This window comes from Franconibacter helveticus LMG 23732, assembly GCF_000463115.2.
Lineage (GTDB): Bacteria > Pseudomonadota > Gammaproteobacteria > Enterobacterales > Enterobacteriaceae > Franconibacter > Franconibacter helveticus.
Window position 1 is genome coordinate 1 of record NZ_AWFX01000039.1, and the last position, 18,826, is coordinate 18,826.

18 protein-coding genes and 3 tRNA genes are annotated in these 18,826 nt (G+C 52.2%); 5 read left to right on the forward strand and 16 right to left on the reverse strand.

Annotated features, from left to right (window positions below; all coding sequences use genetic code 11):
- On the forward strand, positions 1-57 hold the full coding sequence (locus tag DW56_RS23155; protein ID WP_003032489.1) for an IS1 family transposase: 57 nt from the start codon (positions 1-3) through the stop codon (positions 55-57).
- 340 nt (positions 58-397) lie between these two features.
- Here DW56_RS23155 and DW56_RS09990 read toward each other — a convergent pair whose 3' ends face one another.
- On the reverse strand, positions 398-1,597 hold the full coding sequence (locus DW56_RS09990; protein ID WP_001172378.1) for a site-specific integrase: 1,200 nt from the start codon (positions 1,595-1,597) through the stop codon (positions 398-400).
- A gap of 80 nt (positions 1,598-1,677) precedes the next feature.
- On the opposite strand from DW56_RS09990, the gene DW56_RS09995 reads away from it, so the two are divergent.
- Positions 1,678-2,418 carry a hypothetical protein gene (locus DW56_RS09995; protein WP_024551938.1) on the forward strand — a complete coding sequence of 247 codons (741 nt, stop codon included), beginning with the start codon at positions 1,678-1,680 and terminating at the stop codon, positions 2,416-2,418.
- A gap of 240 nt (positions 2,419-2,658) precedes the next feature.
- Here DW56_RS09995 and DW56_RS10000 read toward each other — a convergent pair.
- The 6 genes from DW56_RS10000 to uvrY all read right to left on the reverse strand — a co-directional run bounded on the left by DW56_RS10000 (position 2,659) and on the right by uvrY (position 6,216).
- Positions 2,659-2,745, reverse strand: a tRNA-Leu gene (locus tag DW56_RS10000).
- A gap of 12 nt (positions 2,746-2,757) precedes the next feature.
- Positions 2,758-2,831, reverse strand: a tRNA-Cys gene (locus tag DW56_RS10005).
- A 54-nt stretch (positions 2,832-2,885) separates the two neighbouring features.
- Positions 2,886-2,961, reverse strand: a tRNA-Gly gene (locus DW56_RS10010).
- 165 nt (positions 2,962-3,126) lie between these two features.
- Positions 3,127-3,675, reverse strand: coding sequence for a CDP-diacylglycerol--glycerol-3-phosphate 3-phosphatidyltransferase (gene pgsA, locus DW56_RS10015; RefSeq protein ID WP_024551937.1), 549 nt, complete (start codon positions 3,673-3,675; stop codon positions 3,127-3,129).
- 55 nt (positions 3,676-3,730) lie between these two features.
- The gene (uvrC, locus tag DW56_RS10020) at positions 3,731-5,563 is read right to left on the reverse strand and encodes an excinuclease ABC subunit UvrC (protein WP_024551936.1); all 1,833 of its coding nucleotides are present in this window, start codon (positions 5,561-5,563) and stop codon (positions 3,731-3,733) included.
- On the reverse strand, positions 5,560-6,216 hold the full coding sequence (uvrY, locus tag DW56_RS10025; RefSeq protein ID WP_024551935.1) for a UvrY/SirA/GacA family response regulator transcription factor: 657 nt from the start codon (positions 6,214-6,216) through the stop codon (positions 5,560-5,562). The genes uvrC and uvrY overlap by 4 nt, the downstream gene beginning before the upstream one ends.
- A 488-nt stretch (positions 6,217-6,704) precedes the next feature.
- Here uvrY and DW56_RS10030 point away from each other — a divergent pair, with 488 nt between their 5' ends.
- Complete coding sequence (locus DW56_RS10030) at positions 6,705-6,929, forward strand: DUF2594 family protein (protein ID WP_024551934.1); 225 nt, start codon at positions 6,705-6,707, stop codon at positions 6,927-6,929.
- Between the two features lie 68 nt (positions 6,930-6,997).
- On the opposite strand, the gene sdiA is transcribed toward DW56_RS10030, so the two are convergent.
- Positions 6,998-7,723 (reverse strand): transcriptional regulator SdiA, encoded by a 726-nt coding sequence (sdiA, locus tag DW56_RS10035; protein WP_024551933.1) that lies wholly within the window; start codon positions 7,721-7,723, stop codon positions 6,998-7,000.
- Between the two features lie 150 nt (positions 7,724-7,873).
- Between sdiA and DW56_RS10040 the strand changes: the two genes are divergently transcribed.
- Positions 7,874-9,235 (forward strand): CoA transferase, encoded by a 1,362-nt coding sequence (locus DW56_RS10040; protein ID WP_024551932.1) that lies wholly within the window; start codon positions 7,874-7,876, stop codon positions 9,233-9,235.
- Positions 9,236-9,384: 149 nt separating this feature from the next.
- On the opposite strand, the gene tcyN is transcribed toward DW56_RS10040, so the two are convergent.
- The 8 genes from tcyN to DW56_RS10080 all read right to left on the reverse strand — a co-directional run bounded on the left by tcyN (position 9,385) and on the right by DW56_RS10080 (position 17,146).
- The gene (gene tcyN / locus DW56_RS10045) at positions 9,385-10,137 is read right to left on the reverse strand and encodes an L-cystine ABC transporter ATP-binding protein TcyN (RefSeq protein WP_024551931.1); all 753 of its coding nucleotides are present in this window, start codon (positions 10,135-10,137) and stop codon (positions 9,385-9,387) included.
- Positions 10,134-10,802: a cystine ABC transporter permease gene (gene tcyL / locus DW56_RS10050; RefSeq protein ID WP_024551930.1), complete on the reverse strand. Its 669-nt coding sequence runs from the start codon at positions 10,800-10,802 to the stop codon at positions 10,134-10,136. Before tcyL ends, tcyN begins: the two co-directional genes overlap by 4 nt.
- A gap of 23 nt (positions 10,803-10,825) precedes the next feature.
- Positions 10,826-11,812 (reverse strand): D-cysteine desulfhydrase, encoded by a 987-nt coding sequence (gene dcyD / locus DW56_RS10055; protein ID WP_024551929.1) that lies wholly within the window; start codon positions 11,810-11,812, stop codon positions 10,826-10,828.
- 123 nt (positions 11,813-11,935) lie between these two features.
- Positions 11,936-12,736 (reverse strand): cystine ABC transporter substrate-binding protein, encoded by an 801-nt coding sequence (tcyJ, locus tag DW56_RS10060; protein ID WP_029589773.1) that lies wholly within the window; start codon positions 12,734-12,736, stop codon positions 11,936-11,938.
- A gap of 87 nt (positions 12,737-12,823) precedes the next feature.
- Entirely contained in the window at positions 12,824-13,375 is a 552-nt protein-coding gene (gene fliZ, locus DW56_RS10065) for a flagella biosynthesis regulatory protein FliZ (RefSeq protein WP_024551927.1), read from the reverse strand.
- A 55-nt stretch (positions 13,376-13,430) separates the two neighbouring features.
- Complete coding sequence (locus tag DW56_RS10070) at positions 13,431-14,150, reverse strand: RNA polymerase sigma factor FliA (RefSeq protein ID WP_024551926.1); 720 nt, start codon at positions 14,148-14,150, stop codon at positions 13,431-13,433.
- A gap of 203 nt (positions 14,151-14,353) precedes the next feature.
- On the reverse strand, positions 14,354-15,559 hold the full coding sequence (fliB, locus tag DW56_RS10075; protein ID WP_024551925.1) for a flagellin lysine-N-methylase: 1,206 nt from the start codon (positions 15,557-15,559) through the stop codon (positions 14,354-14,356).
- 78 nt (positions 15,560-15,637) lie between these two features.
- Positions 15,638-17,146: a flagellin N-terminal helical domain-containing protein gene (locus tag DW56_RS10080; protein WP_024551924.1), complete on the reverse strand. Its 1,509-nt coding sequence runs from the start codon at positions 17,144-17,146 to the stop codon at positions 15,638-15,640.
- A 254-nt stretch (positions 17,147-17,400) separates the two neighbouring features.
- Here DW56_RS10080 and fliD point away from each other — a divergent pair, with 254 nt between their 5' ends.
- Entirely contained in the window at positions 17,401-18,813 is a 1,413-nt protein-coding gene (gene fliD / locus DW56_RS10085; RefSeq protein ID WP_024551923.1) for a flagellar filament capping protein FliD, read from the forward strand.
- Positions 18,814-18,826 lie beyond the last annotated feature (13 nt).

Genomic DNA, 18,826 nt, shown 5'->3' on the forward strand with positions numbered 1-18,826 from the left:
GTGGAGCTGCATGACAAAGTCATCGGGCATTATCTGAACATAAAACACTATCAATAAGTTGGAGTCATTACCCGGGGTTTTTATACATCCGCATAACTATTATTTACAGTTATTGGTTTTCTATTTAAATTCTTTCATAATACCCACAGTCCATACAGATAAGCACTGGAGCATTATTCCTTTCACACTGTTCAAGGAATCCAAATAGTTTTTTAATAGCCTTAATAATTTCTTTCAGTATTTCAGGTAAAAACTCCAGGCTAATATACCCAGAGCGTTTATTATCGGTTATTGATGGCAGTTTTCCTGCTGAACTTATCAATGTATTACAACTGCCACACTGTGGGCATTTTAAATGCATCCTCATTCTCCGTATTTATAGTTTGCTAAAAAGTAGTCACATCTGCTTCGTAGCCGCAGTATTCAGAAGCAGGTCAGTCACTCCCTGCCCTGTCTGACGCATACGTTCCGGTGTTAATTTCGCGTAACGTTCTGTACTCTGAATACTGGCATGCGCCAGTTGGGCTTTAACGTCATACAGGCTGAATTGACCACTCGAAACCAGTAAAGAGGCAACAGAATGACGTGTGGTGTGAAAACAGACTTCATTCTTGTCTATACCGCACTGTGCCAGTATTTTTTCATATGCCCATCGGGGTTCCGATATCGGTTTTCCATTATCCTTAATGGCGAACAGATACGGATTACTGCCAACTCGTGGGATAGCATCAATAATCGATAATGCGGCATCGCTTAGATATACCGTCCGACTGCGACCATTTTTTGTATAAGGAATGAACAGAGTACGATTGGCCCGGTCGATATGTTCATGCCTGACATTAAGCATTTCTGATTTGCGTGTACCGGTTAACAACAACATGGCTATCAATCCCCCGGCAGCTTTGTTGGGATATTGGGTAGCAGCGTCAAGAATGCGCCTGATCTCATCAGCATCAAAAAAGCGCGTCCGCTGATTATTCTCTTTCAGTAAAGGGATCTTATCGGCTTCATTCTTTTCCAGCACATCCTGTCGCAACGCATAACGCCCCATCGTTTTCAGAATAGCAAGGGCTCTGTTACAGGTAGACGGCGCATATTGCTGCCCGTGAATACGCCCCTCCAGCATGTCAAACAGCACCTGTTGTATCTCTCTGGCCCTGAGATCGCAGTAACGTATCTTTCCCAGACGAGGTTCAATGTATTGCGTGAAACGCTGAACATCCTTATCCCAGGACTTTTTATGGCGTTTGATGAACGGAACATAGGTCTGGTGAAAAAACTCACTAAGTGTTGGCATCGCACGATAATTATCGCGTTCTGCTTTAGGGTCATTTCCCAGTGCAATCGCCTCCTTGTGACGACGAGCTATCTGACGGGCTGTCCCCACATCGATTTCAGGGAATCTGCCAATACTGATACTTTTTTTGGTACCGTGGAATGTGTAGCGCAGGAGGAAACGTTTGTTACCCGTTCGACCTGAGAGGCATTTGAGGCCAATGACCTCAGTATCGGATACCTCAAGCTCTGTAGATCGGGTATCTGTGTTTGCCGGAAGGGCTTTGATGGATGAATTGGTGAATCGGAAGGATTTTTGCATATTTATCCTCATGTATCTGATTGATATCATGGAGATAATATATATCTGAAGGTGTTTTTATTACGGGGCAGGATTGAAGAATGGAAAAGCTATTAGACGCGTACAAACGGATATTACAGGAAGTTGACGCCCAGTCATTTAACCTGAATGAGGATAAATACTCAGGCGTCTTTTTACCCGTGCCCTTTGAAGAATACTGGCACTCACCGGTAAAAATCATGCTGGTTGGACGTGAAACCGCTGGCTGGAATACTCTGAATGGTAAGAACACGATATCACGGGTGCTGGGACTTATACCTGACGTCACCATCGGGCAGGTGGTTGGAGAGGCTGTAGATCGTTACAGGAATCATCTTCCGGTACAAAATGATGGCACCACGAACCTCAAATCACGTAGCCGCTTCACGCAGTATCATTTCCGGCTGGCCCGGGAGCTTAATATTCCTCCTCAGGCTATCGTGTATGCCAATCTAATGGCGTGGGATTACGACGGACTGACCCCCCTCGATCGCCCTCAAAATGAATTGCAGGAAGTCATATTAGCCTCACTGAAACTGCTGGCGGTACAAATTAAACACCTTGAGCCTGATTTCATCATCTTTGCATCTGGAGCCCGGAGAACAGACTACATCATAAAACAGGTGCTTACTGAGCTGGGCGGCTATGAGACTTCTTCAGTCATTCCGGGGAAGCTATGGGAGTTCAAAACAGGTAATGCAATCTGTTTCAGAATTGCCCATCCACGGGCTATGCGCGGACACCAGAAGTACAGAGATGAGGTGATTGCACGAATTAAGCAACTTTGTACTCAGGGTGGCTAGAGCATTACAGCTTGCTCAGCGGGCCCCCTTCCCGGAAGCGTACCGGAAAACAGGCAAAGCGGCCTGGTTCTCTATGCTGGAAGCGACACGTTCGATTCGGCATTGCCAGGCTGAAGATTGCAGCTCATCGCACCCCGTGAGCACAGGATATGCACAGGACATGAATTTCAGGCACAAAAAAACCACCCGGAGGTGGTTTCACGACACTGCTTATTGCTTTGATTATTCTTGTCTTTCCCATGGTACCCGGAGCGGGACTTGAACCCGCACAGCGCGAACGCCGAGGGATTTTAAATCCCTTGTGTCTACCGATTCCACCATCCGGGCTCGGGAAGAAAGTGGAGGCGCGTTCCGGAGTCGAACCGGACTAGGCGGATTTGCAATCCGCTACATAACCGCTTTGTTAACGCGCCTTAATACTTTGTCTTTTCAGACCGCACCCGCCGTAACGGCCAGCGCTTTTAATCTGGAGCGGGAAACGAGACTCGAACTCGCGACCCCGACCTTGGCAAGGTCGTGCTCTACCAACTGAGCTATTCCCGCTTATCGAAGCAACCAGACTTAATTTCTTAACTTAATTGCTTGATTTCTTTATCTCCCGGCAACCTGTGCCGCCGTTCGATGCGTTGCATTCTACTTACCTGACGAAATGAGTCAACGAAATTTTCCCATCAGCCGGTTTGTTTGCTGAATTTTGCGCCGGATAGATCACCGTTCGAGCAAATCGCCCCGCGCAGCGTGCAAATACTGGAACATTGACCAGAAGGTCAGCACCGCGGCGACAAAAAAGAGCGCAATGCCGGCGTACTCAATCCACAGGTTAGGCCGCCACAAAAGCCCGACCAGCGCCAGCATCTGCGCCGTGGTTTTCACTTTACCTATCCAGGAAACCGCCACGCTGCTGCGCTTGCCGAGTTCCGCCATCCATTCACGCAATGCGGAGATGATAATTTCACGGGCGATCATGGTAGCGGCAGGCAATGTTATCCACCAGCTGTGGTAATGCTCCGCCACCAGCACCATGGCAATGCCAACCAGCACTTTATCGGCGACCGGATCAAGGAAAGCGCCGAAGCGCGTACTTTGGTTCCAGCGGCGAGCCAGGTAGCCATCGAACCAGTCGGTAATGGCCGCGAAGCAAAAAATAAGGGCGCAGACAAAAGGCGCCCAGTGGAACGGCAGATAAAATGCCAGCACAAAAAATGGGATCAGGATGACGCGAAACAGGGTTAGCAACGTAGGAATATTAAATCGCATAATGCAGGTAACTATCTGTCGTCAGTAAAATTACCGCTATGTTGCTACATAGCCCCTAATGTTTCAACGAGTAGTAGATCTTTTCTGCCAGCGCCTGTGAAATCCCCGGCACTTTGGCGATTTCATCAATAGAAGCATTCAGCAGAGGCTGCAACCCGCCCATATATTTCAGCAGAACCTGACGCCGTTTCGGCCCGATGCCTTCTATTTCTTCCAGCGTGCTGGTGTTTTTGACCTTAGCGCGTTTTTTACGATGCCCGGTTATCGCATGGTTGTGCGATTCATCACGGATATGCTGGATGACATGCAGCGCAGGCGAGTCAGGCGGCAAAGAGAAGCCCTCCCCTTCCGGCTCGAAGAAAAGCGTCTCAAGGCCCGCTTTTCGGTCACTGCCTTTCGCCACGCCCAACAACAACGGATGATGCTTATCCCACGGCACGTCGAGTTCGGCGAAAACGGTTTTAGCCTGCGCCAACTGACCTTTGCCGCCGTCAATAAGAATGAGATCGGGTACTTTGCTTTCATCAATAGCTTTACCATAGCGGCGACGCAGCACCTGATTCATCGCCGCATAGTCATCGCCTGGCGTAATGCCGGTAATATTGTAGCGTCGATATTCCGCCCGCACAGGGCCGTTGCTGTCAAACACCACGCAGGAAGCGACCGTTTGCTCGCCCATGGTGTGGCTGATATCAAAGCACTCCATCCGCTTCACTTCCGGCAGATCGAGCGTTTTAGCCAGCGCCAGCAGCCGCTGGGTAATAGTAGACTGCTGAGAAAGCTTCGTGGTCAGCGCCGTCGCGGCGTTAGTGCGCGCAAGCTTAAGATAACGGGCGCGATCGCCGCGCGGTTTAGTCTGCACGTGTACGCGCCGTCCGGCGAGCTCGCTCAGGGATTCCGCCAGCACGTTCTGGTCCGCCAGCGCGAAATCGAGCAGAATTTCCCCCGGCAGCGTGCGCATCTGGCTGCCCTGTAAATAAAACTGGCCGACAAACGTCTCCACCACTTCCGCTAAGTCCGTGCCGCCGGGCACTTTCGGGAAATAGCTGCGGCTGCCCAGTACTTTACCCTGGCGAATAAACAGCACATGTACGCAGGCCATGCCCGCGTCAAACGCCACGCCGATAACGTCCAGGTCGTCGCCGGTGTTAGAAACAAACTGTTTTTCAGTGACGCGGCGCACGGCCTGTATCTGGTCACGAATGCGCGCCGCCTCTTCAAACTCCATGCTCTGGCTCGCTTTCTCCATGCGCGCCACCAGCTGGTTTATAACCTGGTCATCTTTCCCGGCGAGAAAGAGGCGCACATACTCCACCTGCTGCGCATAGTCCTCTTCGCTCACCAGCCCTTCAACGCACGGCCCAAGGCAGCGGCCAATCTGGTATTGCAGGCAGGGGCGCGAGCGGTTGCGGTAAACGCTGTTTTCGCACTGCCGGATGGGGAAGATTTTTTGCAGCAGCGCCAGCGTTTCTCTTACCGCATAGCCATTAGGGAACGGGCCGAAATATTCGCCTTTGGCATGCTTGGCGCCGCGGTGCATGGCGAGGCGCGGGTGCGTATCGCCGCTCAGAAAGATGTAAGGATAAGATTTATCATCGCGCAATAAGACGTTATAGCGCGGCTGATAAAGCTTGATGTAGTTATGTTCAAGAAGCAGCGCTTCCGTTTCGGTATGGGTTACCGTCACGTCAATCTGCTGAATTTGCGCGACCAGCGCTTCCGTTTTCCGGCTGGCGAGGTTGCTGCGAAAGTAGCTTGAAAGGCGCTTCTTGAGATCTTTTGCCTTACCGACATAGATAACCGTGCCGCTGGCGTCATACATTCGATAAACGCCAGGCTGGCTGGTCACGGTTTTCAGGAAAGATTTGGAATCAAAAACTTCACTCACTGACTTGTTAACGTCTCCGCATTACACAGGCCATGGCGGATTGCCAGATGAGTCAGCTCCACATCGCCATGAATATTCAGCTTGCTGAACATCCGATAGCGGTAGCTGTTCACCGTCTTCGGGCTGAGATTAAGCTGCTCGGAAATCTCAGTGACCTTCTGGCCTTTGGTAATCATGAGCATAATCTGCAATTCGCGTTCAGACAAACTGGCAAACGGCGATTCCGTCTTTGCAGGCTCTATCTGGCTGAGCGCCATCTGCTGAGCGATGTCTGATGCGATGTAACGCTGACCGGCATGAACGCAGCGGATAGCGCTGACCACTTCAGCAGGCGCGGCGCCTTTACTCAGGTATCCCGCAGCGCCAGCTTGCATGACTTTAGCGGGTAGCGGATTTTCCGTATGCACGGTTAACATAATGACTTTGATGTCAGAAGAGTAACGGGCGATTTTTCGGGTTGCCTCAAGGCCGCCGATACCCGGCATGTTCATGTCCATTAAGACAACATCTACCGGATTTGTGCGGCACCATTTGATGGCGTCCTCGCCGCAGCAAGCTTCGCCTGCCACTTTAATGCCCTTTATATCTTCAAGAATGCGTCGTATCCCTGCGCGCACCAGTTCGTGGTCATCAACAAGAAGAACGTTGATCAATGGAAAACTCTCCAGAAAAGGGATAACGCTGATAAAGCCAATCCGCCGTATATTAACGGGTTTTAAGCTAACTTTAAAATGTAAAACGTTAGCGGTAGTTCAGTTTCCGCCTTTTTTTGGAAATAAAACGCGACGACTCCGGCCCAAAAGTGGCAACACAATGCCACACCAAAAATGCACACCCTTACTTTTCAATAGCTTAGTTTTATATAACCATTTTAGCAAGCGAAGAAAAAATAAATCTAAATTATCGAATATATTAATTAACCATTGAAAAACCAGCATGAAACATAATATTTAACGGCGTGAAAAATGTTACTCACATTGCCGGAATGTAGCGTATGAAAAATTACTTTTGCAAAGCTAAACCCAGCGCGAATCGGCGTTCAAAAAAGCAGCAATGATTACTTTTGTACGCCTTATGGTATACTCCGCGCCCTCAATAATCTCGCCGCGCTTTTGGTTGCGCCAATCACAGAGGAAAAGAGATGAGCACCCCAGATTTTTCTACCGCAGACAATCTTCAGGAACTGGCCCAGGAAGTCACCTGTCTGAAAAGCCTGATTACCCTGATGTTGCAGGCTATGGGCCAGGCGGACGCCGGTCGGGTTATCATTAAAATGGAAAGGCAGATTGCTGAAATGGAAGATGAAGCGCAGGCCGCCGTTTTCAGCAATACGGTTAAGCAAATTAAACAAGCTTACCGTCAGTAATATAAAAAACGGCAGCCGGATAAGCGGGCTGCCGTTTTGCTGTCTGACACGCAGAACCTAAGAAAATGTCATATCAGGCCTATCGCCGCCGCATAGCAGGCAATTTGCGTTTTATTGGGCGCATTGAACTTCTTCTGCATATTCTTCTGGTGGAAATTAACGGTGTTTTCGGAAATCGCAAGGATGATAGCAATTTCCGCTGACGTTTTGCCTTCCGCCGTCCACTGCAAAATCTCTTTTTCCCTTTTGCTGAGTTTCATCTCAAGGCAGGCCATTGCCGGGTCTTCGATCCGCGCGAGCGTCATCATGCTCAGCTCTGTTAAATAGTGAAGACGTAGCTCCATTTCGCTGTCAGCAAACGTTTTACCGTTAGCCTGAGTACGGGAAACGGAAAGGAAGCCCTGAGTACGGCTTGGCGCCATGACACACTGCGTTATTCCCTTACGAAGCCCGAAATCACGCGCTCTCTGCCACAACTCCTCTGCCGGCGCGGCAAAAAGTTCATCATTCCACTTAAGAAAACCACGCCGGTAATTCTGTGGTTTTAGCACCGGATCGATCGCGAAATAATTTTCCGCCTGATAGTGACCTAACCACGCCTGCGGGTAAGTGGAATAAAGCGTTAATCTTGGCCGTGTGAAAGGAACGGGATGCTTAATACAAAGCGCGAAATAATCAAATTCTAATTTTTGCGTTTGCTGGTGTAGCAGGTCGTAAATCTCATCGGCAGTTTCGATTGACTGAAAGCGAGCCAGTATATCCTGTCGCCAGTCAAAAAAATCACTTTCCTTCATGCTGTGCGATTATTCCCCTGCGTTATTAATATTGTCCAATTATGCGAATACAACGTAACATTTCTTTGAAATCATTTGTACACATTATCATTGAACGCAACATGAGAAGGAATCTCTTGCTAAGGTTTATGCGATAAGTAGGAGATAAAAATGTGTAAACCAACAGAGACAGTATCGCTTTATGCCATGCTCTGGCGATCGCTTCACGACCCTTCCCCGCTTCCTGATATTACCTTTACCGCTCCTGGCACCCTGCCCTCCTGTTATGCGGTGAGCGACCTTGCCGCCGCCAGTCTGGGTTTAGTCGCCGGAACGTTACGCTCGCTCATCGACTCTGCGTCCATCCCCGTTGTTGATCGCCGGCTGGCCAGCCTGTGGTTTGCCATGAGCCTGCGCCCGCTTAACCGCCCTGCGCCGGCGTTGTGGGATCCTTTCGCTGGCGATTACGCCACGCAGGATGGCTGGATAAGGCTGCACACCAATGCCGCGCATCACCGCCGTGCAATGGAAAGCGTGCTGGGTAAGCCTCTCAACCGGGAGGCGCTAAGCGTTACGGTAAAAGGCTGGCAAAGCGCAACGCTTGAAGAGGCGATTGCTGAGGCGGGCGGCTGCGCAGCGGCGATGCGCAGTGAAGACGAATGGCGAACGCATCCTCAGGGCCTGGCGGTCGCACGCGAACCGCTTTTTCTTCAGCAAACCACGGGTTTTGCGCCTGCCCCCGGCTGGCCTTTGCCTGCCGCGCGACCTTTGCTCGGCATTCGCGTACTGGATTTAACCCGTATTATCGCCGGCCCGGTCGCCACCCGGCTACTGGCGGGCCTTGGCGCGCAGGTGCTGCGTATTGACCCGCCAGACTGGGCCGAACCGACGCTGGAAGAAGAGATAACGCCAGGCAAGCGTTGCGCGCGGCTTGATCTGAAAAGTGACGCAGGCAAAGCGCAACTGCGCGAGCTACTGGCTAAAGCCGATGTGGTGGTGCATGGCTACCGCGCCGATGCGCTGGCGGCGCTCGGTTTTGATGAAGAAACGCGCAGCGCGCTGGCGCCGGGCCTGGTGGATGTCTCGCTGAACGCCTGGGGCTGGAGCGGCCCGTGGCGCAACCGTCGGGGTTTCGACAGCCTGGTTCAGATGGCCTGCGGAATAGCTCATGCGGGCATGTTGTGGCGAGGCGGCGACAAGCCCACCCCGCTGCCGGTGCAGGCGCTTGACCACGCGACGGGCTACCTGATGGCGGCTGCCGTGTTGAAAGGGCTTTACCACCGGCTGCATCATCAACAGGGTTACCAGGCGCGGTTGTCGCTTGCGCGAACCGCCGCATTATTGATGGCTTTTCCTCAACCACCTCAGGAAGCATTCGCTCCGCGAAGCCGCCATGATGAAATGCCTTATTACGAGTGGTCTTCGTTCGGACTCGGTGCGCGTCTTAAACCGCCGCTATGGCTTTCAGGGACGCCGCTTGCCTGGGCGCGGGCGCCTTCGCCCTGTGGCAGCGATAAAGCAAGATGGGAATAGACAGCGGCGGCGCCTGTGAAAGCGTAAATAGTTACCCGGCGCTGGCCCGTTTTCCCCTCCCGGGAAAGGGAAAAGCGCTCAGCGCCGAAACGCCTGCTTACGGCGTTTTAGTCTGACACCGGCTTAACGCCGGTATCAGGCGAACAACATCAGGCGTTTAGAAATTTTTCGAGGAACTGCCGGGTGCGCGGTTGCTGCGGGTTAGCAAACAACGTCTTCGCTGGCCCCTGCTCCACGATGCGTCCTTGATCCATAAAAATGGCGCGATCCGCCACGTCGCGGGCAAAGCTCATCTCATGGGTGACGATGACCATGGTGCGCTTCTCCTGCGCCAGCTGACGGATAGTATTAAGCACTTCGCCTACCAGTTCAGGATCCAGCGCTGAAGTGGGCTCATCGAAGAGAATGACATCCGGGCGCATCGCCAGCGCTCGCGCTATCGCCACGCGCTGCTGCTGCCCACCGGAAAGCCGCTTAGGATAACTGGACTCTTTTCCCGTCAGCCCGACTTTCGCCAGCAGCTCACGCGCCCGGGCGGCGGCCTCGGCTTTTGGTTCGCCCTTAACGATAACCGGCCCTTCAATAATGTTTTCCAGCACCGTGCGGTGAGGAAAAAGGTTAAAGCTCTGGAACACAAAGCCAACATGCTGACGCAACCGGCGCACCAGCGCCTTTTGCTGGCTCATCGGCTTACCGGCGTCGATAACGATTTCGCCTACTTTGATTGTGCCGCTGTCAGGCTGCTCGAGCAGATTAATGCTGCGCAGCAAGGTGGTTTTACCTGAGCCGCTCGGCCCGATGATCGCCACGACTTCACCCTCGTTAACCTCCAGGTCAATGCCGTGCAGCACCGTCTGGCCGTGAAACGCTTTCACCAGATTTTTGACATCAATCGCACTCATTTCGGGTCACGCTCCTGGCGGTTCAGCTGGTTTTCGAAATAGTTTTGCAGCGCGGAAAGCACGGTCGCCATCACCCAGTAAATCAGCGACGCGGCCAGATACATCGTAAAGACTTCCAGCGTGCGCGACGTTATCAGCTGCGCCTGGCGGAACAGCTCCGGCACCTGAATGGTGGCGGCGAGCGAGGTGTCTTTTACAAGGCTGATGAAACTGTTGCTGAGCGGCGGCAACGCCACGCGCGCCGCCTGCGGCAGGATAGCGCGGCGCAGCGTCTGCCACGGCGTCATGCCAATACTCGCCGCTGCTTCCCACTGCCCTTTGTCGATGGAGGAGATCGCCGCGCGCAGGGTTTCGGAGGTATAAGCCGCAGTGTTAAGCGAAAGGCCAATCATCGCCGCCGGGATCGGATCGAGTTCAATGCCGAACTGCGGCAGGCCGTAGTAGATCATAAAGAGCTGGGCGATAAGCGGCGTGCCGCGGAAAATCGAAATATAAAAGCGCGCCAGCCAGGAGACCGGCCAGAAGTGAGACAGGCGCATAAGCGCCAGCACAAAACCGAGCACCAGGCCGAAAAACATGCCGCCGATACTAAGCTGTAGCGTAAAGACCGCGCCCCGCAGCAAAAAGGGCGCGGAGTCGATCACCAGTTGAATACTTTCTTGCATTATATAAATAGCACCCTGGGTTATCAGATATGCGGATGATAGGCAAAAAGCGCCGGCGCGCCGCCCGTATGCACAAAGAGAATGGGACCGTTATCTTTAAAGCGCTGCTGCTCAATGCCGTCAATCAGCCCGGCCATCGCCTTGCCGGTGTAAACCGGGTCGAGCAGAATGCCTTCAAGGCGGGCCAGCAGTTTCACCGCCTCCATGCCTTCGTCGTTCGGCACGCCGTAGGCTGGCGCAAAGTAGTCGTCCCATAAAATAATGTCGGCATGGGCTTCCAGCTCCAGCGTTTGCGCCACCGCCTGTTGCAGAGCCAGCACTTTAGGCTTTTGCTGCTCAACGGTGCGTGAAACCGTTACGCCAACCAGTTCCACTTCGGGCATCAGCTGTTCCAGCCCCACCGCAAGCCCGGCATGCGTGCCGGCGCTGCCGGAGGCGACGACGACAGATGAGAGGTCGACCGCGCCTTCGCACTGCTGCGCGATTTCCAGCGCGCTTTCCACATAGCCAAGCGCGCCCAGCGCGTTTGAGCCGCCCACCGGAATGACGTAGGGCCGAAAGCCCTGCGCTTCCACGCGGGTTGCGAGCGCTTCAAGCTGCGCGTCCGGGTCGGTCAGCGCATCGCACATTTCAGTTTGCGCGTTGAAGAGGTCCAGCAGCAGACGATTGCCGTTGCTGAGGTAGTTTTCAGCGCGCGTGCCCATCGGGTTTTCCAGCAGCGCCACGCAGTGAAGCCCAAGCTTCGCCGCCACGGCCGCCGTCTGGCGCACATGGTTAGACTGAATGGCGCCCGCGGTAATCAGCGTGTCCGCGCCTTCGCGCAGCGCTTCGGCGGCGAGAAATTCCAGTTTGCGCAGCTTATTGCCGCCCATCGCCACCGGCGTGACGTCATCGCGCTTGATGTAAATTTCGCGGCCCAGGTAGTCAGACAGGCGCGGCAGGTATTCAAGCGGCGTCGGCGCGCCAATCAGTTCCAGACGCGCAAAGCGGGTCAAATTTTGCAAAGACATACAGCCTCCGGTTGCCGTTTCAGAAAGGGCGTAACGTTTTATTATGCATCACCCGGCGCGAGCCCGGCTAAATACAATAAAAAAAGGTGCTGAAATCAGCACCTTTTTTCGCTAAAACGCCGCTTATTTGGTTACATCAGCGCCAAACCACTTTTCGGAAAGCTGCTTGAGCGAGCCATCCTGCTGCATATCCGCAATCGCCTTGTTGATGGCGTTCAGCAGATCGTCATTGCCTTTGCGCAGCGCCACGCCTGCTTCCTGACGTGAGAACGGTTCGCCCGCCGCCGCCAGCGTGTTGTTGGTTTTCTTCACCAGATCCAGCGCCGCCAGACGGTCAACCAGAATGGCGTCGATACGGCCTACGCGCAGATCCTGATACTTGGTCGGATCGTCGTCATAGGTACGAATGTCCACGCCCTGCACATTCTGGCGCAGCCACTCTTCGTAGTTAGTGCCAAGGCCTACGCCCACTTTTTTGCCCTTCAGCGATTCCGCATTGGTAATGCTGCCGGCATTCTCTTTCTTCACCAGCGCCTGGATACCGGAAACGGTATAAGGGGTGGAGAAATCATACTTTTTCTTACGCTCGTCGGAGATGGTGACCTGGTTTATCACCACGTCGATGCGTTTAGAGTCGAGCGACGCAAGCATGCCGTCCCATTTGGTCGGCTTCAACGACGCTTTCACGCCAAGATGTTTCGCCAGCTCCTCGGCAAAATCGACCTCAAAGCCGGTCAGCTTGCCGTCGTCGCCCTGGTAGCTGAACGGCGGATAGGTGCCTTCCAGCCCTACCAGCAGCGTGCCGCGCTCTTTGACTTTATTCAGCAGATTTTCCGCAGCGTAAGTTTTCATGCTCATGCCCGCAACCAGCGCTACCGCCATGACGCCCATCAGCGCCTGGCGGCCAAAAGTAGCTAATTTCATATTTCCCCCAAGAGTCAAAACGTTAAGCCGCAGTGTAAATAGTTTCGCAGTGAAAGCAAAATCCACTCCGCTACAACTTATTCTTTTTTAATATATATCACATGCTGGCTGGACGACGGGTTTATGCGCGGGAGGAAAAGATTTTTGCGCCAGATACTGGGCATACTTGCGCAGCGCGATGCGGTAGTTGTTGGTGCTGGTAAGCGGCAGCCACATTTCAAGCCGGGCGTCGATATCGCCCTGCTTCGCCAGCTCTTGCGGCACCTGTTTTTGCGACAGATGCGCGCCCAGACGGCGCAGGCGAACCACATATTCGCGGATCGTGCCGTGGCTCATGTCGGTTTGTTCGAAAAGGTACTGCTTGAAGCCGATGATATCGAAGTAGTTGCTCTGCTCTTTGCAGTGCAAATCGCCGCAGAAGCGGCAAAGCGCCACCCATGCCTGCCGCTCTTCTTCCCAGGCCGCTTCGTCCATCAGGGTATCGAGCTGGGCGATAGCGATTTTGTTGACTATCTCGCCCTGGCGGACCAGGGTGATGCGATCAAGCAGCTTATGGCAGTGCGCGCAATGGGTTTGCGCGTGTTTGAAATCTTTCAGGTAGCGGCTCAAAGGCCGTCTTTTTAGTTGCTGCACCGTCATGATAACTCCTCAATAAATGCTGTGTGTGGCGTTACCGGCAGGTGAGCAACTCAACCTAAAGCTTACCCAGCCGGGTGCGCAGACGTTTAATAGCCTGGCTGTGCAGCTGGCTCACCCGCGACTCTCCCACTTCCAGCACCGCGCCAATCTCTTTGAGATTGAGCTCTTCCTGGTAGTAGAGCGTCAGCACCAGCTGTTCGCGCTCCGGCAGCGATTCGATCGCTTCCATGACGCGATGACGAAGATTGCTCTCCATCAACTGCTGCAACGGGTTTTCATTCTGGTGCTCGTCGGTGACCAGCTCGATGCTGTCGCCATGCTCCTCCCGCCACTCGTCGTAGGAAAAAAGCTGGCTGTTATTGGTATCGAGCAGCATCTGCCGGTACTCTTCGAGCGGGATATCCAGGCGCTGCGCCACTTCGGTTTCCGTCGCGTTGCGTCCCAGTTCCTGTTCCAGTTGGCCTATCGCCTGCGCCACTTCGCGCGCGTTGCGTCGGACGCTGCGCGGTACCCAGTCACGGCTGCGCAGTTCATCCAGCATCGCGCCACGAATACGCTGCACTGCGTAAGTGGTAAATGCCGTTCCTTGCAGGGCGTCGTAGCGTTCGACCGCGTTCAACAGGCCAATACCGCCCGCCTGAAGCAGATCGTCCAGTTCCACGCTCGCCGGCAGCCGCACCTGAAGGCGCAATGCTTCGTGACGCACCAGCGGCACATAACGCTGCCACAGCGAGTGTTTATCCATTACACCTTCAGCGGTATACATTGAATTCACGATAAACAGCCCTGCGTTAATTGAGTTATCGGCACGATTATCCGTTTCTGGAGGGGTATCTATCGAATGAATAAAGACACAAAAGGAGGGTTATTTGACTTTTGTTAACCAGATAGCAGGAAAAAAAGACGACACCCAGCGGATTTATTTATATATTTCAATGATATAAACATTTTAACGGCAGGAGAACCTGCCGTTGATGATTAACCAAGAAGATGGATCATAGAGAGATCGTCACCCGATCTCACGCTTTCGATATGACCATAAAACGTCTCGGTCAGCGCTTTGTTATGCTGACTTAGCGAATGGAAGCTGTAGACAATATTCACCAAATCGTCGCGCTCTATCGAACCTTTATGCTTCGCACAAGCCGAAGCCAGAAGTTTAATAAAGTAATATTCGGCTACGATCATATAGAGCGCACGCAGCGGCGGCACGCCCTGATAGTTAGGGAAATTGTTTTGCCAGAACTTATAAAGAATAAAGTTTTTGATGGCGAACGCGCTCTCTTCAAAAGAAGGCAGCACGATTTCTTGCCAGGCGTTTTCAATAGCAGTAATTTTTTCTTCGAGACCCGCATCCTGCTGTGCGAAGAGCGCATGTAATAAGTAATCGATATAATAATTAAGCACGCCGCTGCCACGGGTCGTCGCTTTTTTGCGAAAGAAATCCTGCATTAATAAGACCAACGATACTTTCACTTTTTTATCGGTACTAAGTGCGGCCAACTCTTGTTTCATTTCGCCCGACTGTAACTGCCCGGCTAAAATGGCATAGGCGTTTTCAATTTCAACAAGCGAAGCATCATCAATTATTTCAATTTTCTCAATAAACATAAGAAACTTGATGATAGCGTAGAGACCCGTTTCAACATCCGTTTCAACAAAATCAATCAGGCTCAGACAAAACAGGTTAAGAAGCTTGTTTTGCGCGCGAGCAGGCCCGGTGTTATTGAATTTATCCTGCAATACGACGCGCTCAGAAAAACGCATTGCATCCGCATCGCTAAAAATAATTGACGCCACTTCCGGGCAGGAAATATTCAGCGAATGCTGAACCTCCGCTTTATAGACACGATTCGAACGTGGGAAAACAGAACAGGTTTGACTTAACGCCTGAGCCCCCATACTTTTCTGCACCCGGCATAACCGATCCTCATCGAAATAAGGGCAGTTCCCGGTTTGTGGTGAAAACTTTACAATACCCCAGTCCTGCTGGCTCTTTTTTACAATATCAATACTTTGCTCCGCGATCGTGCGGATAATAAAGTCTTTGCTGGTGGTGTATTTCTTTACTGTCTGCTTATCAAGCGTAATCTGCCAACCCTTACAGCAATGGTCGCGGCAGGCTCCTCCCGTACAGCTGAATGAACGCACAAATGCAGGTTCGTTAATCACTATTTCTTTCATTACGCTTGCTCCGGTCGAAAAAAAAGGCAGCTTTCGCTGCCTTGATTATCTTCAACTTCCCAAATTTCAATCGCTGGATTAACGCAGCAGAGAGAGTACGTTCTGAGTAGTTTGGTTAGCCTGAGCCAGAACAGAAGTACCAGCCTGCTGCAGGATCTGCGCGCGGGACATGTTGGAAACTTCGGTCGCGTAATCAGCGTCTTCGATACGGCTACGTGCAGAAGACAGGTTGTTTACGGTGTTGCCCAGGTTGGTGATGGTGGAATCGAAACGGTTCTGTACCGCACCCAGGTCGGAACGCAGGGAGTCAACCTGTGCCAACGCTTTGTCGATCGCAGCCAGCGGGTCAGAGTTCAGCTCGTCACCTTTAACAACGGTACCGTCATCTTTAATGGTTGCGCTGTAGTAAGCATCAGCTCCATTCTCGGTACCTTTGATTACATAGCCACCGCCTTTAACGGAGAACACCTGCGGGTTATCACCCAGGTCGGTGATACCGCTGGTGTTCAGCTTAACCGCTGGAGTTGTGCTGCCGATAACGTCTGCAGTGGTGACAGTCGCTTCAGTACCTGCTGGGGACACAGCTGTAGAACTGCTGTCATACTCAACAACCCCAGTCGCCTGGTTCAGCGTACCGTTATAGGTATTAGACCCCACAGTGACGTACATTTTACCATCTTCGTCCACGGAGAAACTGGTTGATGCAGCTGCTTCGGTGTTGGTCAGGGTCAGGTCGTCAGCATCAGCGACGGTGGTACCGTCGATGTTAACAGTCTGCCCAGCAGTAACTTTAGTTGCAGTCGGCGGCGTGCCTATCTTAGTAGAACCATCGAAGGAAACTACGCCAGTATCTTTATTGTAGCCATCTACTGCATAGTAATCGGTGCCGTCACCTACGTAAACTTTGCTTGCATCAGCATCGTCAACATACAGCTCATAGTTGCTGGCAGTTGCTTTATCAACGCCAACCAGAGTTTTGCTCACGCCAGCAACACTTGAAGATGGCTTAGCTTCGGTCAGAGCAGCAGAAGACAGCTTGCTCAGGTCCAGACCTTTGTTGGTCACGTCCAGGTTGCCCAGGCCTGGGGTGCTGGAAGTGATCTCTTTCAGGTTGATATCGATAGTTTCGCCATCGTTCGCCCCAACCTGAATTTTCAGCGTCTGGTCAGAAGCCAGCACTTTCACGCCGTTGAACTGAGTCTGACCAGAAACGCGATCGATTTCCTGCAGACGTTGGGTGATTTCAGCCTGGATAGATTTCAGGTCGGAGTCGGAGTTAGTACCGTTGGTCGCCTGAACAGACAGCTCACGAACACGCTGCAAGTTGTTGTTGATTTCAGACAGAGAACCTTCAGTGGTCTGCGCGATGGAGATACCGTCGTTCGCGTTACGGGAAGCCTGGGTCAGACCTTTGATGTTCGCAGTGAAACGGTTAGCAATCGCCTGGCCGGCAGCGTCGTCTTTCGCGCTGTTAATACGCAGACCAGAGGACAGACGCTCGATAGCAGAGCCTAAAGCAGACTGAGATTTGTTCAGGTTGTTTTGGGTCAACAGCGACAGGCTGTTAGTATTGATGACTTGTGCCATGATCTTTTCCTTATCAATTTACATCTTGATGTTGTTGGGCTGTTGCCCACGGTTTCGCACCGTAACCCATGTATCGGCACCTTAAATTCGAACTTTAGAAAATTTTGTACTTCCCACGACTTTTTTTTCCAGGGCGAAATAGCCTCTCTATTAGCCACTATTCGGTCCATTAACTGAATAAATAAACCTCTAAACTTTGTTCTTCTGTTGCCGATACCGTGCTTAACCACTATTTGCATAAAAAGGGATCACGCATGGCTGCTTTTACTTCTTTAGGCGTGGGTTCAAACCTGCCGCTGAGTACGTTGCTGACTAACCTGGAAACCGCTGAGAAAGGTCGTTTGACCCCGATTTCAACCCAGCAGAGTAGCTTCTCGGCCAAGCTTACGGCCTATGGCACACTGAAAAGCTCACTTGAAAAGTTCCAGACAGCCAATACGGCATTAAATGACGCTTCCTTATTTAAAAGCACGACGGCGACCAGCAACAGCACAGACTTAACCGTCAGCACCACCGCAGGCGCAGCGGCAGGCACCTATAAGATTAATGTGACCCAGCTGGCGCAAGCGCAATCGGTACGCACGACGGCAACCGTGACCGATTCAAAAGCGGCGCAAGGCAACAGCAACGAAGAACGCACGCTGGTAATCAAGCAGGACGGTAAAGAAAAGCCGTTAGAAATTAAGCTGACGAAAGACCAGACCTCGCTTGAAGGCATTCGCGATGCTATCAACAACGCCAACGGCGGCGTTTCAGCCAGTATTGTTAAGCTCAAAGATAATGATTTCCAGCTGGTGCTGACCTCCAGCGAAACCGGCACCGCCAATAAAATGAGCATCTCGGTTTCGGGAGACGACACGCTCAATCAGTTCATCAGCTTCAATAATCCGGATGTGACCGGCAGCGGCGTGGAACAAATTGTCGAGGCGAAAGACGCAGAGTTAAGCGTTAACGGCATTAATATCGTTCGCAGCAGCAACACCATTACCGATGCGCCGCAGGGCGTGACGCTCAATCTTTCTAAAGTCGTCAGCGACGTCACCGTTACTGTCAGCAAGAGCAACGACAAAGCGACAAGCGCGATTAAAACCTGGGTCGATGCTTATAACTCGCTGGTCGATACCATTGGTTCGCTGACCAAGTACACCTCCGTCGATGCCGGTACGGACGCGCAAGACACCAGCAACGGCGCCCTGCTTGGCGACAGCGCGGTACGCACGATCCAGACAGGCATTCGCGCGCAGTTCACGGATGTAGGCAACGGCGGCAGTTTCCAGACCCTGACGCAGATAGGCATCACTCAGGATGCTTCTACAGGCAAGCTGAAAATCGATGACGCCAAATTAAAAACGGCGCTTACCGATAAGTCAGTTGATGTACAGCAACTGCTGGTTGGCGATGGCAAAACCACAGGCATCACCACCAAAGTCGCTACACAGGTAAAAGGCTACCTCGCGGATGACGGCATTATTGACAGCGCGCAGGACAGTATCAACTCGACGCTGAAGAAACTGACGAAGCAATATCTCTCAGTAAGCCAGAGTATTGATGACACCATGGCCCGCTATAAAGCGCAATTTACGCAGCTCGACACCATGATGAGCCAGTTAAACAACACCAGTTCTTACCTGTCTCAGCAGTTTGAATCGATGAGCAGCAGTTCGTAATGATAAGAGGTTG

Coding starts and splice junctions, on each gene's coding strand:
- DW56_RS09990 (WP_001172378.1), bottom strand. CDS start 1,597: ATGCAAAAATCCTTCCGATTCACCAATTCATCCATCAAAGCCCTTCCG.
- DW56_RS09995 (WP_024551938.1), top strand. CDS start 1,678: ATGGAAAAGCTATTAGACGCGTACAAACGGATATTACAGGAAGTTGAC.
- pgsA (WP_024551937.1), bottom strand. CDS start 3,675: ATGCGATTTAATATTCCTACGTTGCTAACCCTGTTTCGCGTCATCCTG.
- DW56_RS10030 (WP_024551934.1), top strand. CDS start 6,705: ATGAGCACCCCAGATTTTTCTACCGCAGACAATCTTCAGGAACTGGCC.
- sdiA (WP_024551933.1), bottom strand. CDS start 7,723: ATGAAGGAAAGTGATTTTTTTGACTGGCGACAGGATATACTGGCTCGC.
- DW56_RS10040 (WP_024551932.1), top strand. CDS start 7,874: ATGTGTAAACCAACAGAGACAGTATCGCTTTATGCCATGCTCTGGCGA.
- tcyN (WP_024551931.1), bottom strand. CDS start 10,137: ATGAGTGCGATTGATGTCAAAAATCTGGTGAAAGCGTTTCACGGCCAG.
- tcyL (WP_024551930.1), bottom strand. CDS start 10,802: ATGCAAGAAAGTATTCAACTGGTGATCGACTCCGCGCCCTTTTTGCTG.
- dcyD (WP_024551929.1), bottom strand. CDS start 11,812: ATGTCTTTGCAAAATTTGACCCGCTTTGCGCGTCTGGAACTGATTGGC.
- tcyJ (WP_029589773.1), bottom strand. CDS start 12,736: ATGAAATTAGCTACTTTTGGCCGCCAGGCGCTGATGGGCGTCATGGCG.
- fliZ (WP_024551927.1), bottom strand. CDS start 13,375: ATGACGGTGCAGCAACTAAAAAGACGGCCTTTGAGCCGCTACCTGAAA.
- fliB (WP_024551925.1), bottom strand. CDS start 15,559: ATGAAAGAAATAGTGATTAACGAACCTGCATTTGTGCGTTCATTCAGC.
- DW56_RS10080 (WP_024551924.1), bottom strand. CDS start 17,146: ATGGCACAAGTCATCAATACTAACAGCCTGTCGCTGTTGACCCAAAAC.
- fliD (WP_024551923.1), top strand. CDS start 17,401: ATGGCTGCTTTTACTTCTTTAGGCGTGGGTTCAAACCTGCCGCTGAGT.